This window comes from Pantoea sp. SYBGC1 (assembly GCF_057197005.1).
This window is the reverse complement of record NZ_JBXUNM010000003.1, coordinates 128,677-143,381: the sequence shown is the minus strand read 5'-3', so window position 1 is coordinate 143,381 and position 14,705 is coordinate 128,677. Positions and strand designations below refer to the sequence as shown.

The following is a 14,705-nucleotide window of genomic DNA, read 5'->3' as shown; positions in this document are numbered from 1 at the left end:
TATGAATAACATTGAGCTGGAAAAGATCGTTAACCAGCAGCTAAACAGCAGCGCGTTTAGCGACTACGCGCCTAACGGACTGCAGGTTGAGGGACGCAGTGAAGTCAGGAGAGTGGTTACCGGCGTTACCGCCTGCCAGGCGCTGCTGGATGAAGCGGTAAAGCGGAATGCAGATGCCGTTCTGGTACACCACGGCTACTTCTGGAAAAACGAAGCCCCGGCAATAAAAGGCATGAAACGACAGCGTCTGCGCACGCTGCTGGCTAACGATATTAATCTCTATGGCTGGCATCTGCCGCTGGATGCGCATCCACAGCTGGGAAATAACGCACAGCTGGCGCGCCTGTTTGATATCGACGTCAGGGGTGAAATCGAGCCGCTGCTGCCCTGGGGTGAGCTGCGCACGCCGCTCAGCGGCAGCGACCTGGCAGAAAAAATCGCGCAGCGCCTGGGACGCACGCCGCTGCACTGCGGTGATAACGCACCCGCGCTGATCAAACGCGTGGCCTGGTGCAGCGGCGGTGGTCAGGGCTTTATCGACAGCGCGGCCGCGGCCGGCGTTGACGCCTTTATTACGGGCGAAGTCTCTGAGCAGACCATTCACAGCGCGCGCGAACAGGGGCTGCACTTTTTCGCTGCGGGCCATCACGCGACCGAGCGCGACGGTATCAAAGCGCTGGGTGAGTGGCTGGCGCAGCATCACCACCTCGATGTTACCTTTATTGATATCGACAATCCTGCCTGATTTTTCTCTCTCTGCGTCCGCTCGCCGGGCGCAAACTGGTTGACACATCTCCGCCACTTTTGCATAACCTATTGAACCTGAGCAGCTATGTGAAAGGTTTATCGTGCCGCAGCACGTCTGCCGGCGCGCGTTATTCACGATCGGGAGGTGGGTTTTGCAACAGGCACGTTGTTATTTACTGGGAGAGCGGGCGGTGGTACTGGAACTGGCGCCGCCGGTTTCGCTCGCCAGTCAGCAGCGCATCTGGGGATTATGTGAGCGACTGCAGCAGGATGAGCAGGTGCAGGAGGCGATCCCCGGCATGAACAACCTCACGCTGATACTGCGCGAGTCACAAATCGATGCGCAGGACGCCATAGAGCGTCTGCAGCGCTGGTGGGAAGAGAGTGAAGAGCAGCCGCAAACTAATCCCCGGCTGATTGAGATCCCGGTGGTGTATGGCGGCAGCGCCGGACCCGATCTGTCAGAAGTGGCAGATCGCGCCGGGCTGACGCCGCCGCAGGTGGTAGAGCTGCACAGCAGCGCAGATTACATTGTCTACTTTCTTGGCTTCCAGCCTGGTTTTCCCTATCTGGGCGGCCTGGATACGCGACTGCATACGCCGCGTCGCGCCGAACCGCGCGTGGCTGTCCCGGCTGGTTCAGTGGGGATTGGCGGCAGTCAGACCGGTATCTATCCGCTGGCTGCCCCCGGCGGCTGGCAGCTGATTGGCCATACGCCACTTAGCCTGTTTGATCCGCTTAAGCAGCCGCCCACGCTGATGCGTCCCGGGGACCGCGTGCGGTTTGTGCCGCAGAAGGAGGGTATATGCTGAATATTTTACGCGCCGGCCTAATGACTTCGGTACAGGATCGCGGGCGGCACGGCTGGCGTCAGCTGGGCGTCAGCCTGAGCGGTGCGCTGGATGAGCCCTCCATGCGTACCGCAAATATGCTGGTAGGTAATAGCGAGAACAGCGCGGTGCTGGAGATTGTGCTGGGTCAGTTCAGGGCGGAGTTTCAGCGCGACGGCTGGTTTGCGCTGACGGGAGCCGCCTGTAACGCTGAGCTGGATGGCAAGCCGGTCTGGACCGGATGGCGCCTGCCGGTGCAGCGTGGTCAGGTGCTTACGCTATCCATGCCAACCAGCGGCATGCGCAGTTATCTGGCGGTAAACGGCGGGTTTGCGGTAGCAGAAATGCTGGGCTCGCACAGCACCGATCTGAAAGCTGCGTTTGGCGGCTGGCAGGGCCGCAGGCTGCAGGATGGCGATCGTCTGCCGCTGGGCGAGCCAACCCGCCACTTCAGCCAGCCGGCGGGTGTGCGCCAGCTGCTGTGGGGAAACCGCATTCGTGCGCTGCCGGGTCCGGAATATAGCGAATTTACCCAGGAGGCGCAGGAGGCATTCTGGCGTAACCCGTGGAAACTGAGCCCGCAGAGTAACCGTATGGGATATCGCCTGCAGGGCGACAGCCTGCAGCGGACCGCCACGCGCGATCTGCTCTCACATGGTCTGGTGCCTGGCGTAGTGCAGGTGCCGCCAAACGGCCAGCCTATTGTGCTGATGGCGGATGCACAGACCACCGGCGGCTATCCGCGGATCGCCTGTATTATCGAGGCGGATATTTATCAGCTGGCGCAAATCCGGCTCGGCGAACCGATTCACTTTATTCCGTGCACGCTGGAGGAGGCGCTGCTGGCGAAACAGCAGCAGCAGCGCGCGCTGGATCAGATAGCCTGGGGGCTTACGCATGAAAATTGATCTGAATGCCGATCTCGGCGAAGGCAGCAGCTGCGATCGGGAACTGCTGATGCTGGTAAGTTCTGCCAATATCGCCTGCGGTTTTCACGCCGGTGATGCGCAGACCATGCTGCAGTCGGTGCGCTGGGCCAATGCGTCAGGGGTGGCGATTGGCGCCCATCCGGGCTTTCCCGATCGCGAGAATTTCGGCCGCACGGCGATGCAGCTGCCGCCGGAGACAGTCTATGCCCAGATGATCTATCAGATTGGCGCGCTGAAAAGCATGACGGAAAGTGAAGGCGCACGGCTGTTTCACGTTAAGCCGCACGGCATGCTTTATAACCAGGCCGCCGCCGATCCGCAGCTCGCTGACGCGATTGCCCGGGCAGTACGGGCGGTGGATGCTCAGCTCATTCTGGTTGGCCTGGCAGGCAGCGAGCTGATTGCGGCAGGCGCCCGGTATGGCCTGCGCACCCGCGAAGAGGTGTTTGCCGATCGCGGCTATCTGGCAAGCGGGGCGCTGGTGCCGCGCAGCCAGCCAGGCGCGCTGATTGATGATGCCGGCCAGGCGCTGGCGCAGACGCTGGCTATGGTAAAGCAGCAGCAGGTGCAAAGCGTGAGCGGTGAGTGGGTCGCCGTCAACGCGGAGACGGTCTGCCTGCACGGCGATGGCGCACACGCGCTGCAGTTTGCCCGCACGCTGCGTGCCGCGTTTGCTGCTGAGCAGATTGCCGTCAGCAGCGCATAACCTCCCTTTTTCGCCCGGCCTGCTACGGCCGGGCTTTTTTGTTTTCAGTGAGGAAAATCATGGAAAACGTTGTCAACCTCTGGCCCCTGCTGGGGATCCTGGCCATTATTATTGGTTTTTTATTACGCTTTAATCCGGTGCTGGTGGTGATCGTCGCGGGCTTTGTTACCGGTCTTGCGGCGCAGATGCCACTCGGCGACATTCTGGAAAAACTCGGTTCCGGCTTTCTCAATACGCGCAATCTGCCGCTGATCCTGCTGCTGCCGCTGGCGGTAATCGGATTGCTGGAACGCCACGGGCTGAAAGAGCGTGCCCAGAGCTGGATTGCGCAGATCAAAACTGCCACCGCCGGCCGTCTGCTTATCGTTTACCTGTTTGTGCGCGAAGCAACTGCTGCGCTCGGGCTGACCAGCCTGGGCGGCCATCCGCAGATGGTGCGTCCGCTGCTGGCACCAATGGCGGAAGGGGCGACGGAAAACCGCTACGGTGAGGTTTCGCCAGAGATACGTCACCGGCTGCGCGCCATGTCTGCCGCGACGGATAACGTCGGTCTTTTCTTTGGTGAGGATATCTTTGTCGCGTTTGGCGCGATTATCTTTATGCATAACTTTATGCAGGAATCAGCGGGCATTACCACCGAGCCGCTGCATATTGCACTGTGGGGTATCCCGACCGCGCTGTGCGCCTTTCTTATCCACTCGGCTCGTCTGGTGCGGCTGGATCGTCAGCTGTCGCGTGAGCTGGGTGCGCTGAATCAGCAGGCGCTGCACGCCAGGGAGGAGAAGTAATGTTTCAGCAACAATATCTGATGTGGCTGGCAGGGGCGATTCTGCTGGTGGTTGCGCTGCTCTCCTGGGGAGACCGCGCCAATCCGCGTCGTCTGACAACCGGTCTTTTCTGGGCGCTCTATGGCCTGATTTTTCTGATTGGTGATGGCGCTTATCAGCTGGCGGGGCAGTGGGCCGGTGACGCTGAGCTGGGCCGCCGCTGGCTGCATATCGCCACCGGGGTGGTCGTGGTTGTGATGGCGCTGATCGCTGGCTGTGGCGGGGTGCGCCTCGGGCGCTATCATCAGCGTACTGAGGCAGAGAAACAGGCCAGCGCCAGACGGCTGGGCAATAAGCTGTTCTTACCCGCGCTGGCGATACCGCTGGTTACGGTGATTGGCGTACTGGCGTTTAATCATATTCCCGGCCTGCAGGAGCAGGTGTTTGGCGCGGGCAACCACGCTACGCTGGTGACGCTGTTTTCAATGATGGTGGGCTGTATTCTGGGCTGGCTGATTGCGCTGGCGTTTACGCGGGAAAAACCGCTGCAGTCGATGCAGGAGACACGGCGCCTGCTGGATGCGGTAGGCTGGGCGTTTATTCTGCCGCAGATCCTCGCCACGCTGGGGTTGCTGTTTACCAGCGCCGGTGTCGGCAGCGCGATTTCGCACCTCACTGAACACTATCTGGCGGTGGATAACCGGCTGATTGCGGTGGCGGTCTATGCCGGAGGAATGGCGCTACTGACGATGGTGATGGGCAACGCCTTTGCCGCGTTCCCGATTGTGACGGCCGGCGTCGGCATTCCGATTCTGGTCCTGCAGCATGGCGGCAACCCGGCCGTCATGGCGGCGATCGGCATGTTTTCCGGATACTGCGGCACGCTGATGACACCGATGGCAGCAAACTTCAACATCGTGCCCGCGCGCCTGCTGGAGCTGCCGGATCGGAATGCGGTGATCAAGGCTCAGGTTCCTACCGGTGTACTACTCTTGTTAGTGAATATTTTCCTGCTCTACTTCCTGATGTTTTTGTGAGGCAGTAATGAAAACGGTCTTGTTAACGGCTTTTGAGCCGTTTGGCGGTGAGCGTCTCAATCCTTCCTGGGAGGCGGTACGCGACTTTGACGGTAAAACGCTGGCTGGCGTGCGGGTGGTGGTACGCCAGCTGCCGGTGGTGTTTGCAACCTGCGGTGCGGTGCTGACTGACGCGCTGACCACGCTGCAGCCCGATGGCGTTCTCTGCGTGGGGCAGGCGGGCGGGCGCTGCGATATTACGCTGGAGCGGGTAGCGATCAATATTCACGATGCGCGTATCCCCGATAACCAGCAGCAGCAGCCGGTGGATGAGCCGGTCGTAGCGGGAGGTCCGGCGGCCTACTTTGCCACGCTGCCCATTAAAGCGATAGTCGCCTCGCTGCGGGAGGCGGGCATTCCCGCCTCGGTTTCGCAAACGGCCGGCACCTTTACCTGTAACAGCGTGATGTACTCTCTGCTGCACTGGTTGCATACCCACGGCAGCCCGGCACGCGGCGGATTTATGCACATTCCCTGGATGCCGCAGCAGGCGGTGAATCATCCTGGTGCGCCCAGCATGTCCGTTAGCAGCGTGACGCAGGCGCTGGAAATCGCCATTCAGGTCATGATGAACACCCATGACGACATCCGTGTTGCGGGTGGCGCAACACACTAATCAGGAGTCTGTATGCCAGAGGGACCGGAGATCCGCCGGGCGGCGGATCAGCTGGAAGCCGCTATCGTGGGCAAGCCCCTTACCGATGTGTGGTTTGCTTTTCCATCGCTGAAAACCTATGAGCCCGCCTTGCTGGGCGAAACGGTTAACGCCATTGAAACGCGCGGTAAGGCGCTGCTGACCCATTTCTCTAATGGCCTGACGCTTTACAGTCACAATCAGCTCTACGGCGTCTGGCGGGTCGTGGCCGCAGGCACGCAGCCCGCGACCACCCGGCAGCTGCGGGTGCGGCTGGAGAGCGCCGATAAAGCTATTCTGCTTTACAGCGCGTCTGATATTGAGCTGCTGAATGCGGACACGCTCGGTGCACACCCGTTTCTGCAGCGCGTCGGGCCGGATGTGCTGGATGCCACGCTGACCATCGCGGAGGTGCGCGAGCGCCTGCTTTCGCCGCGGTTCCGGCGCCGGCAGTTCAGCGGCCTGCTGCTCGACCAGGCTTTTCTGGCCGGACTGGGTAACTATCTGCGGGTTGAGATCCTGTGGCACGCCGGCCTGCGCGCGCAGCACCGGGCGCAGGATCTGGACGACGCTCAGCTCGACAGGCTCAGTGACGCGCTGCTGGCGATCCCGCGTCTCTCTTACAAAATGCGTGGCAGCATGAAGAAGTATCATGAAGAGGCGGCGTTTCGCTTTGAAGTCTTTCACCGGCAGGGCAAAAAGTGCCGGCGCTGCGGTACGCTGATTGAGAAAGGCGTGCTCTCATCACGTCCTTTTTACTGGTGTCCGGGGTGCCAGCTATAACCAGACGCGGGCAGATTGCGGGCAAAAGAAAAGGGCAGAAGAATCTGCCCTTTTTTATGGCGTGACGGCGCTTATTTTTTCAGCGCTGACTCAAACGGACGCTCGGTGTAACCGGTATAGAGCTGACGCGGACGGGCAATTTTCATGCCTTCATCGTGCATCTCTTTCCAGTGCGCAATCCAGCCAACGGTACGCGCCATCGCAAAGATCACGGTAAACATTGAAGAAGGAATGCCCATCGCTTTCAGAATGATGCCGGAGTAGAAATCGACGTTTGGATAGAGTTTACGCTCGATAAAGTAGGGGTCGTTCAGCGCAATGTGTTCCAGCTCCATCGCCACTTCCAGCAGGTCATCTTTCATACCCAGCTCATTGAGCACTTCATGGCAGGTCTCACGCATCACGGTGGCGCGCGGATCGTAATTCTTGTAAACGCGGTGACCAAAGCCCATCAGGCGGAATGAGTCATTCTTATCTTTAGCACGGCGCACAAACTCCGGAATGTGCTCTACGGTGCTGATCTCTTCCAGCATACGCAGGGTAGCTTCGTTGGCGCCGCCATGTGCCGGTCCCCAGAGTGAGGCGATACCGGCCGCGATACAGGCAAACGGGTTAGCCCCGGATGACCCTGCGGTACGTACAGTAGAGGTGGAAGCGTTCTGTTCATGATCGGCGTGCAGGATCAGAATACGGTCCATCGCGCGCTCAAGCACCGGATTCACTTTGTACTCTTCACACGGTGTGGCAAACATCATATGCAGGAAGTTACCGGCATAGGAGAGGTCGTTACGCGGATAAACAAAAGGCTGACCGATAGAATATTTGTAACACATGGCTGCCATGGTAGGCATTTTCGACAGCAGGCGGAACGCAGCGATTTCGCGATGGCGCTCGATGTTTACATCCAGCGAGTCATGATAGAACGCGGCCAGCGCACCGGTTACGCCGCACATAACGGCCATCGGGTGTGAGTCACGACGGAAACCGTGGAACAGACGGGTAATCTGCTCGTGGATCATGGTGTGACGGGTAACGGTCGTGCAGAACTCTTTGAACTGCTCCTGGGTAGGCGCTTCGCCGTACAGCAGGATATAACAGACTTCCAGATAATTTGAGTGGGTCGCCAGCTGATCAATCGGGAAACCGCGATGCAGCAGAATGCCTTCATCACCATCAATAAACGTTATTTTGGATTCACACGACGCGGTAGAGGTAAAGCCGGGGTCAAATGTAAACAGGCCTTGTGAGCCAAGGGCGCGGACGTCAACAACATCCTGTCCCAGCGTGCCTTGCATCACATCCAGTTCAAGCGTGTTGTTGTCTTGTAGGGTCAGCGTCACTTTTTTATCTGTCATTTTTCGTCTCCATAGCGCCTGGGTAAGTAAGGATCTTTAGACACCAGAATAGTTCGCATGTTGCGTAACACCACTCGCTTCAGATTATCACCTGGCAATAACCTGCACGTAATGAGGTTACGCAGTACTAAGGCATCCGGGGCAAGGATATTCGGACATGACATGGCGCTCATCGCAGATGTTAAAGATCCTGTCACGACATAACTTCTTGGTAACCAATAACCTGACGGTTTATGTTGCTCGTTAGGGCAATGTTACATAACTTGAGCTTAGGGGAAAGTGTATCCCCATAACTTTTGTGCATCATAGGGCTTTAGTGCGATTGTTTGTAACTGAAATGTTGATCTATTGTCAAATCAGATAATTAAAAATGTATATTTTGTGAAAATCGTGAGTCTGATCACTGTTTAGCTTAAATGTGACCAAACAGATTGTAGGGGAATTGTAATCAGAATGTGATCGTCCTATACTGCCGCCAGGTCTCCGGAATACCCTGACACCAGGAGCCACCCAGCGTTTTACCCGCTTCATATAACACTGGATGTTGCTATTTTGGTGGCGGTTGTCGTCTGAACACGCTCAGTGCTCTGCTGCAACTCAGGACCGGAGGAAGCAAAATAAAAAAGAGCTGTGTGGGCAAAACCGTGAAAAAACAAAGACCTGTTAACTTGGATCTCACGACGATCCGGTTTCCCGTTACTGCAATATCGTCCATTCTCCACCGCGTCTCCGGCGTGATTACGTTTGTCGCTCTCGGAATTCTGCTCTGGTTACTGGGTCTCTCTCTCTCCTCTCCCGAAGGTTTTCAGCAGGCGGCATCCATCATGGATAGCTTCTTTGCCAAATTCATTATGTGGGGCATTCTGACCGCGCTGGCCTATCATGCGGCAAGCGGTATCCGTCATATGCTGGCAGATTTTGGCTTTACCGCAGAGACCCTGCAGGTGGGAGCCCGTACCGCGCAGGCGGTTTTTGTTATCACTGTCGTGCTCTCAATTCTGGCTGGAGTCCTCGTATGGTAAGCAATGCTTCTGCTTTAGGACGCAACGGTATCCACGACTGGCTTCTGGTCCGTGCTTCCGCAATTCTGATTACGCTCTACATCATCTATCTGCTCGGCTTTGTCGTCATGACCGACACGCTGACCTATGATGTCTGGCGCAGCTTTTTCGCCTCCTCCTTCACCAAAGTGTTTACGCTGCTGACCCTGTTCTCCATTCTGGTTCACGGCTGGATCGGTATGTGGCAGGTGCTGACTGACTACGTGAAAGCGCTGGCGCCGCGTTTGTTGCTGCAGCTGGTTATTGTGGTCGCGCTGTTGTCGTATGCCGTTTATGGCACTGTTGTTGTGTGGGGTGTGTAAATGAATTTGCCAGTCAGAGAATTTGATGCCGTGGTGATCGGCGCAGGTGGCGCGGGTATGCGCGCGGCACTGCAAATCTCCCAGTCGGGCCAGAGCTGTGCCCTGTTATCGAAAGTTTTTCCAACCCGTTCCCATACCGTATCGGCGCAGGGCGGCATTACCGTTGCGCTGGGTAACACCCATGACGATAACTGGGAATGGCATATGTACGATACCGTAAAAGGTTCCGATTACATCGGTGACCAGGACGCAATCGAATATATGTGTAAAACCGGTCCGGAAGCGATTCTGGAACTGGAGCATATGGGACTGCCGTTCTCCCGTTTAGAAGATGGTCGCGTTTATCAGCGTCCATTTGGTGGCCAGTCCAAAAACTTTGGCGGCGAGCAGGCAGCGCGCACCGCTGCGGCCGCTGACCGTACCGGTCACGCGCTGCTGCATACGCTGTATCAGCAGAACCTGAAAAACAAAACCACCATCTTCTCCGAATGGTATGCGCTGGATCTGGTGAAAAACGCAGATGGTGCGATTGTGGGTTGTACCGCTATTTGTATTGAAACCGGTGAAACCGTCTACTTCAAAGCGAAAGCAACTATTCTGGCAACCGGCGGTGCGGGACGTATTTACCAGTCTACCACTAACGCGCATATCAATACCGGCGACGGCGTGGGCATGGCAATCCGTGCCGGCGTACCGATGCAGGATATGGAGATGTGGCAGTTCCACCCGACCGGCATTGCGGGTGCGGGCGTGCTGGTCACCGAGGGCTGCCGTGGGGAAGGCGGCTATCTGCTGAACAAACATGGCGAACGCTTCATGGAGCGCTATGCGCCAAACGCCAAAGATCTGGCGGGCCGCGATGTTGTTGCGCGTTCGATGATGGTTGAGATCCGTGAAGGTCGTGGCTGCGATGGCCCGTGGGGTCCGCATATCAAACTGAAGCTCGATCATCTGGGCGCTGAAGTGCTTGAATCGCGTCTGCCAGGTATTCTTGAGCTGTCGCGCACCTTTGCGCATGTCGATCCGGTTAAAGAGCCGATTCCGGTCATTCCAACCTGTCACTATATGATGGGCGGTATTCCGACCCGCGTAACCGGACAGGCGCTGCGCGTGAACGAGCAGGGCGAAGATGAAGTGATCCCGGGCCTGTTTGCGGTCGGTGAGATCGCCTGCGTATCGGTTCACGGTGCTAACCGCCTGGGCGGTAACTCACTGCTGGATCTGGTGGTGTTTGGCCGTGCAGCAGGTGTGCATCTGATGGAGTGTATCGCTGAGCAGGGCGAACTGCGCGATGCTACCGCGGAAGAGATCGATGCGGCCATGGCGCGCTTTAATCGCTGGGAAAATAACACCACGGGTGAAGATCCGGTGGAAATCCGCAAAGCGCTGCAGCGCTGCATGCAGAACAACTTCTCGGTGTTCCGCGAAGGTGACGCCATGCGTGAAGGCCTGGCCGAGCTGAAATCGATTCGCGAGCGTCTGAAGAGTGCGCGTCTGGATGACCGCTCACCCGATTTCAATACGCAGCGTATCGAATGTCTGGAGCTGGATAACCTGATGGAAACCGCTTATGCAACCGCGGTTGCCGCAAACTTCCGCACGGAAAGCCGTGGCGCACATAGCCGCTTCGACTATCCGGAGCGTGATGATGCAAACTGGCTGTGTCACAGTCTCTATGTTCCGCAAACGGAAAGCATGACGCGCCGTGAGGTGAACATGCAGCCGAAACTGCGCGCGGCCTTCCCGCCGAAAGCGCGTACCTATTAATTGCGGAGGTCATGATGAAACTCGAATTTTCAATCTACCGTTATAACCCGGACGTCGATGACAAGCCGCGCATGCAGGATTACACCCTGGAGTCGGAAGACGGGCGCGACATGATGCTGCTGGATGCGCTGATTCGGCTGAAAGAGCAGGATCCAACGCTGGCGTTTCGTCGCTCTTGCCGCGAGGGTGTCTGCGGTTCAGATGGTCTGAACATGAACGGCAAAAATGGTCTGGCCTGCATTACTCCGGTCTCAGCACTGGGTAACGGCAGCAAAAAGATCGTGATTCGCCCGCTGCCTGGTCTGCCGGTTGTGCGCGACCTGGTGGTCGACATGAGCCAGTTCTATACGCAGTATGAGAAAATCAAACCGTTCCTGCTGAATAACGGTGAGAATCCGCCGGCGCGTGAGCACCTGCAGAGCCCGTCGGAGCGTGAGCACCTGGATGGCCTGTATGAGTGTATTCTCTGCGCCTGCTGCTCAACCTCCTGCCCGTCGTTCTGGTGGAATCCGGATAAGTTTATCGGTCCGGCCGGCCTGCTGGCTGCCTATCGCTTCCTGATTGACAGCCGCGACACGGAAACGGACGCGCGTCTCGACAATCTGAGTGATGCTTTCAGCGTATTCCGCTGTCACAGCATTATGAACTGTGTGAGCGTATGTCCGAAAGGGCTGAACCCGACGCGCGCCATCGGCCATATCAAGTCGATGCTGCTGCAGCGCGGGGCGTAAAGCTAAGAAGTCCTGCCGGGAACTCAGGTTCCCGGCAGCGTATGGAAGCCTCTATAAGCGCGGTGCTGACCACGCTTATAAAGGTTCCCTTACGGGCCCGGCGCCGGTAGCGCACAGGTTCGTATCGCTGAACTCACTACGGCAAGCCGTGAAAGCGGCAACAAATGAAACCTCATAAAAAGCAGCTTAATGCTTAAGGGATCACAATGCAGAACAGCGCGATGAAACCCTGGCTGGACTCCTCCTGGCTGGCCGGCGCGAACCAGTCTTACATAGAGCAACTCTATGAGGATTTCCTGACCGATCCTGACTCTGTTGATGAAGTGTGGCGCGACCTGTTCCAGCAGTTGCCAGGTACCGGCGTAAAACCAGAGCAGTTTCACTCCACGACGCGTGACTATTTCCGCCGCCTGGCGAAGGATGCCACCCGCTACACCTCTACCGTTACCGATCCGGCTACTAACTCCAAACAGGTTAAAGTCCTGCAGCTGATTAACGCGTTCCGTTTCCGCGGCCATCAGCACGCTAATCTTGATCCGCTTGGCCTGTGGAAACAGGATATCGTGGCCGATCTCGACCCGGCCTTTCACGATCTGACCGACGCCGATTTTCAGGAAAGTTTCAACGTAGGCTCATTTGCGATTGGCAAAGAGACGATGAAGCTGGCCGATCTCTACGCCGCCCTGCAGCAGACCTACTGCGGATCGATTGGCGCAGAGTATATGCACATTAACAACACTGAAGAGAAGCGCTGGATCCAGCAGCGTCTTGAATCAGTGGCTGGACAGGCTTCATTCAGCGCGGAAGAGAAAAAAGGCTTCCTGAAAGAGCTGACCGCAGCCGAAGGTCTGGAAAAATATCTTGGAGCGAAATTCCCCGGCGCCAAACGCTTCTCACTGGAAGGTGGCGATGCGCTGGTGCCTATGCTGCGCGAAATGATTCGCCACGCCGGGAAAAGCGGTACGCGCGAAGTGGTGCTGGGTATGGCGCACCGCGGACGTCTGAACGTGCTGATTAACGTACTGGGCAAAAAGCCGCAGGATCTGTTTGATGAGTTCGCCGGCAAGCACAAAGAGCATCTGGGTACCGGTGATGTGAAATACCACATGGGCTTCTCTTCCGATGTAGAAACGGAAGGGGGCCTGGTGCATCTGGCACTGGCGTTTAACCCGTCGCATCTGGAGATTGTCAGCCCGGTTGTCATGGGCTCCGTACGCGCCCGCCTCGATCGTCTCTCTGAGCCGGGCAGCAACAAAGTTCTGCCTATCACCATTCACGGTGACGCAGCGGTAATTGGTCAGGGTGTGGTGCAGGAAACCCTGAACATGTCGCAGGCGCGTGGTTATGAGGTTGGCGGTACGGTGCGTATCGTGATCAATAACCAGGTTGGCTTTACCACGTCAAATCCAAGAGATGCGCGTTCCACGCCTTACTGTACCGATATCGGTAAGATGGTGCTGGCGCCTATTTTCCACGTGAACGCGGACGATCCGGAAGCCGTTGCTTTTGTTACCCGTCTGGCGCTCGACTACCGCAACACCTTTAAGCGCGATGTCTTTATCGATCTGGTCTGCTATCGCCGCCATGGCCATAACGAAGCGGATGAGCCAAGTGCAACGCAGCCGCTGATGTATCAGAAGATTAAAAAGCATCCAACGCCGCGTAAACTGTATGCCGACCGGCTGCAGAGCCAGGGCGTAGCCTCGCAGGAAGATGCCACCGAACTGGTTAACCTCTATCGCGATGCGCTGGATGCCGGTGAGTGCGTGGTGCCGGAATGGCGCCCGATGAGCCTGCACTCGTTTACCTGGTCGCCTTATCTCAACCACGAGTGGGATGAGAGCTACCCGGAAACGGTTGAGCTGAAACGCCTGCAGGAGCTGGCGCGTCGTATCAGCACGGTTCCGGAAGCGGTTGACGTGCAGTCGCGCGTGGCCAAAATTTACAACGACCGCAAAGAGATGGCGGAAGGCAACAAACCGTTTGACTGGGGCGGGGCAGAGAATCTGGCCTACGCCACGCTGGTAGATGAGGGCATTCCGGTGCGTCTCTCTGGCGAAGATTCCGGACGCGGCACCTTCTTCCACCGCCATGCGGTGATCCACAACCAGCTGAATGGCTCTACCTATACGCCGCTGCACCATATTCATAATGGTCAGGGAGAGTTCAAAGTCTGGGACTCCGTGCTGTCGGAAGAGGCGGTACTGGCGTTTGAATATGGCTACGCCACCGCAGAGCCGCGCGTGCTGACCATCTGGGAAGCGCAGTTTGGTGACTTCGCCAACGGCGCACAGGTTGTTATCGATCAGTTCATCAGCTCGGGCGAGCAGAAGTGGGGCCGTATGTGTGGCCTGGTAATGCTGCTGCCGCACGGTTATGAAGGTCAGGGTCCGGAGCACTCCTCAGCGCGCCTGGAGCGTTATCTGCAGCTCTGCGCTGAGCAGAATATGCAGGTTTGCGTGCCATCCACTCCGGCTCAGGTTTACCACATGCTGCGTCGTCAGGCGCTGCGCGGTATGCGCCGTCCGCTGATTGTGATGTCGCCGAAGTCGCTGCTGCGTCATCCGCTGGCGATCTCCAGCCTGGACGATCTGGCAAACGGCAGCTTCCAGCCGGCGATTGGCGAGATCGATGCGCTCGATCCGCAGCAGGTTAAACGCGTGGTGCTCTGCTCAGGCAAGGTCTATTACGATCTGCTGGAGCAGCGCCGCAAAAACGAGCAGAGCGATGTTGCCATTGTGCGCATCGAGCAGCTCTATCCTTTCCCGCACAAAGCGGTTCAGGAAGCGTTAAAAGATTATGCCCATGTCCAGGATTTCGTCTGGTGTCAGGAAGAGCCGCTGAATCAGGGCGCATGGTATTGCAGTCAGCATCATTTCCGCGAAGTGGTTCCCTTTGGTGCGTCGCTGCGTTACGCAGGCCGTCCGGCATCTGCTTCACCGGCCGTGGGCTATATGTCCGTACATCAACAACAGCAGCAAGACCTGGTCAACGACGCGCTGAACCTTGGTTAATAA

General features: G+C 57.5%; 14 protein-coding genes. 13 read left to right on the top strand and 1 reads right to left on the bottom strand.

Translation table 11 applies throughout. From position 1 onward, the window contains the following. The first annotated feature begins 1 nt into the window (after position 1). The 8 genes from AC2CF9_RS07920 (at position 2) to nei (ending at position 6,472) form a co-directional block, all read left to right on the top strand. Positions 2-745, top strand: coding sequence for a type 2 GTP cyclohydrolase I (locus AC2CF9_RS07920; RefSeq protein WP_150017507.1), 744 nt, complete (start codon positions 2-4; stop codon positions 743-745). Between the two features lie 154 nt (positions 746-899). Further along, entirely contained in the window at positions 900-1,559 is a 660-nt protein-coding gene (gene pxpB / locus AC2CF9_RS07915; protein ID WP_484556716.1) for a 5-oxoprolinase subunit PxpB, read from the top strand. Continuing rightward, positions 1,553-2,485 (top strand): 5-oxoprolinase subunit PxpC, encoded by a 933-nt coding sequence (pxpC, locus tag AC2CF9_RS07910; RefSeq protein ID WP_150017503.1) that lies wholly within the window; start codon positions 1,553-1,555, stop codon positions 2,483-2,485. Before pxpB ends, pxpC begins: the two co-directional genes overlap by 7 nt. Beyond that, positions 2,475-3,212 carry a 5-oxoprolinase subunit PxpA gene (gene pxpA, locus AC2CF9_RS07905; protein WP_484556715.1) on the top strand — a complete coding sequence of 246 codons (738 nt, stop codon included), beginning with the start codon at positions 2,475-2,477 and terminating at the stop codon, positions 3,210-3,212. The genes pxpC and pxpA overlap by 11 nt, the downstream gene beginning before the upstream one ends. 59 nt (positions 3,213-3,271) lie before the next feature. After that, positions 3,272-4,000 carry a DUF969 domain-containing protein gene (locus AC2CF9_RS07900; protein WP_039383210.1) on the top strand — a complete coding sequence of 243 codons (729 nt, stop codon included), beginning with the start codon at positions 3,272-3,274 and terminating at the stop codon, positions 3,998-4,000. Next, positions 4,000-5,016, top strand: a complete 1,017-nt coding sequence (locus AC2CF9_RS07895) for a DUF979 domain-containing protein (protein WP_150017499.1) — start codon at positions 4,000-4,002, stop codon at positions 5,014-5,016. The genes AC2CF9_RS07900 and AC2CF9_RS07895 overlap by 1 nt, the downstream gene beginning before the upstream one ends. A 7-nt stretch (positions 5,017-5,023) precedes the next feature. Further along, positions 5,024-5,671, top strand: a complete 648-nt coding sequence (gene pcp, locus AC2CF9_RS07890) for a pyroglutamyl-peptidase I (protein WP_150017497.1) — start codon at positions 5,024-5,026, stop codon at positions 5,669-5,671. Positions 5,672-5,683: 12 nt separating this feature from the next. Further along, positions 5,684-6,472, top strand: coding sequence for an endonuclease VIII (gene nei, locus AC2CF9_RS07885; RefSeq protein WP_484556714.1), 789 nt, complete (start codon positions 5,684-5,686; stop codon positions 6,470-6,472). Positions 6,473-6,543: 71 nt separating this feature from the next. On the opposite strand, the gene AC2CF9_RS07880 is transcribed toward nei, so the two are convergent. Beyond that, positions 6,544-7,827 carry a citrate synthase gene (locus AC2CF9_RS07880; RefSeq protein WP_039383219.1) on the bottom strand — a complete coding sequence of 428 codons (1,284 nt, stop codon included), beginning with the start codon at positions 7,825-7,827 and terminating at the stop codon, positions 6,544-6,546. Positions 7,828-8,459: 632 nt separating this feature from the next. Between AC2CF9_RS07880 and sdhC the strand changes: the two genes are divergently transcribed. From sdhC to sucA, 5 genes are all read left to right on the top strand, one after another. After that, positions 8,460-8,849, top strand: coding sequence for a succinate dehydrogenase cytochrome b556 subunit (gene sdhC, locus AC2CF9_RS07875; RefSeq protein WP_484556713.1), 390 nt, complete (start codon positions 8,460-8,462; stop codon positions 8,847-8,849). Continuing rightward, on the top strand, positions 8,843-9,190 hold the full coding sequence (gene sdhD, locus AC2CF9_RS07870) for a succinate dehydrogenase membrane anchor subunit (RefSeq protein WP_065649844.1): 348 nt from the start codon (positions 8,843-8,845) through the stop codon (positions 9,188-9,190). The genes sdhC and sdhD overlap by 7 nt, the downstream gene beginning before the upstream one ends. Next, positions 9,191-10,957, top strand: a complete 1,767-nt coding sequence (gene sdhA / locus AC2CF9_RS07865) for a succinate dehydrogenase flavoprotein subunit (protein ID WP_150017493.1) — start codon at positions 9,191-9,193, stop codon at positions 10,955-10,957. Between the two features lie 14 nt (positions 10,958-10,971). Then, positions 10,972-11,688 (top strand): succinate dehydrogenase iron-sulfur subunit, encoded by a 717-nt coding sequence (locus AC2CF9_RS07860; RefSeq protein WP_039383229.1) that lies wholly within the window; start codon positions 10,972-10,974, stop codon positions 11,686-11,688. 206 nt (positions 11,689-11,894) lie between these two features. Further along, positions 11,895-14,702 carry a 2-oxoglutarate dehydrogenase E1 component gene (gene sucA, locus AC2CF9_RS07855; RefSeq protein WP_484556712.1) on the top strand — a complete coding sequence of 936 codons (2,808 nt, stop codon included), beginning with the start codon at positions 11,895-11,897 and terminating at the stop codon, positions 14,700-14,702. The last annotated feature ends 3 nt before the right edge of the window (positions 14,703-14,705 follow it).

Excerpts from the sequence above, each read along its gene's own strand:
- AC2CF9_RS07920 (WP_150017507.1), top strand. The coding sequence starts at position 2 with ATGAATAACATTGAGCTGGAAAAGATCGTTAACCAGCAGCTAAACAGC.
- pxpA (WP_484556715.1), top strand. The coding sequence starts at position 2,475 with ATGAAAATTGATCTGAATGCCGATCTCGGCGAAGGCAGCAGCTGCGAT.
- AC2CF9_RS07895 (WP_150017499.1), top strand. The coding sequence starts at position 4,000 with ATGTTTCAGCAACAATATCTGATGTGGCTGGCAGGGGCGATTCTGCTG.
- AC2CF9_RS07860 (WP_039383229.1), top strand. The coding sequence starts at position 10,972 with ATGAAACTCGAATTTTCAATCTACCGTTATAACCCGGACGTCGATGAC.
- AC2CF9_RS07880 (WP_039383219.1), bottom strand. The coding sequence starts at position 7,827 with ATGACAGATAAAAAAGTGACGCTGACCCTACAAGACAACAACACGCTT.
- sucA (WP_484556712.1), top strand. The coding sequence starts at position 11,895 with ATGCAGAACAGCGCGATGAAACCCTGGCTGGACTCCTCCTGGCTGGCC.
- nei (WP_484556714.1), top strand. The coding sequence starts at position 5,684 with ATGCCAGAGGGACCGGAGATCCGCCGGGCGGCGGATCAGCTGGAAGCC.
- sdhA (WP_150017493.1), top strand. The coding sequence starts at position 9,191 with ATGAATTTGCCAGTCAGAGAATTTGATGCCGTGGTGATCGGCGCAGGT.
- sdhD (WP_065649844.1), top strand. The coding sequence starts at position 8,843 with ATGGTAAGCAATGCTTCTGCTTTAGGACGCAACGGTATCCACGACTGG.
- pcp (WP_150017497.1), top strand. The coding sequence starts at position 5,024 with ATGAAAACGGTCTTGTTAACGGCTTTTGAGCCGTTTGGCGGTGAGCGT.
- AC2CF9_RS07900 (WP_039383210.1), top strand. The coding sequence starts at position 3,272 with ATGGAAAACGTTGTCAACCTCTGGCCCCTGCTGGGGATCCTGGCCATT.
- pxpC (WP_150017503.1), top strand. The coding sequence starts at position 1,553 with ATGCTGAATATTTTACGCGCCGGCCTAATGACTTCGGTACAGGATCGC.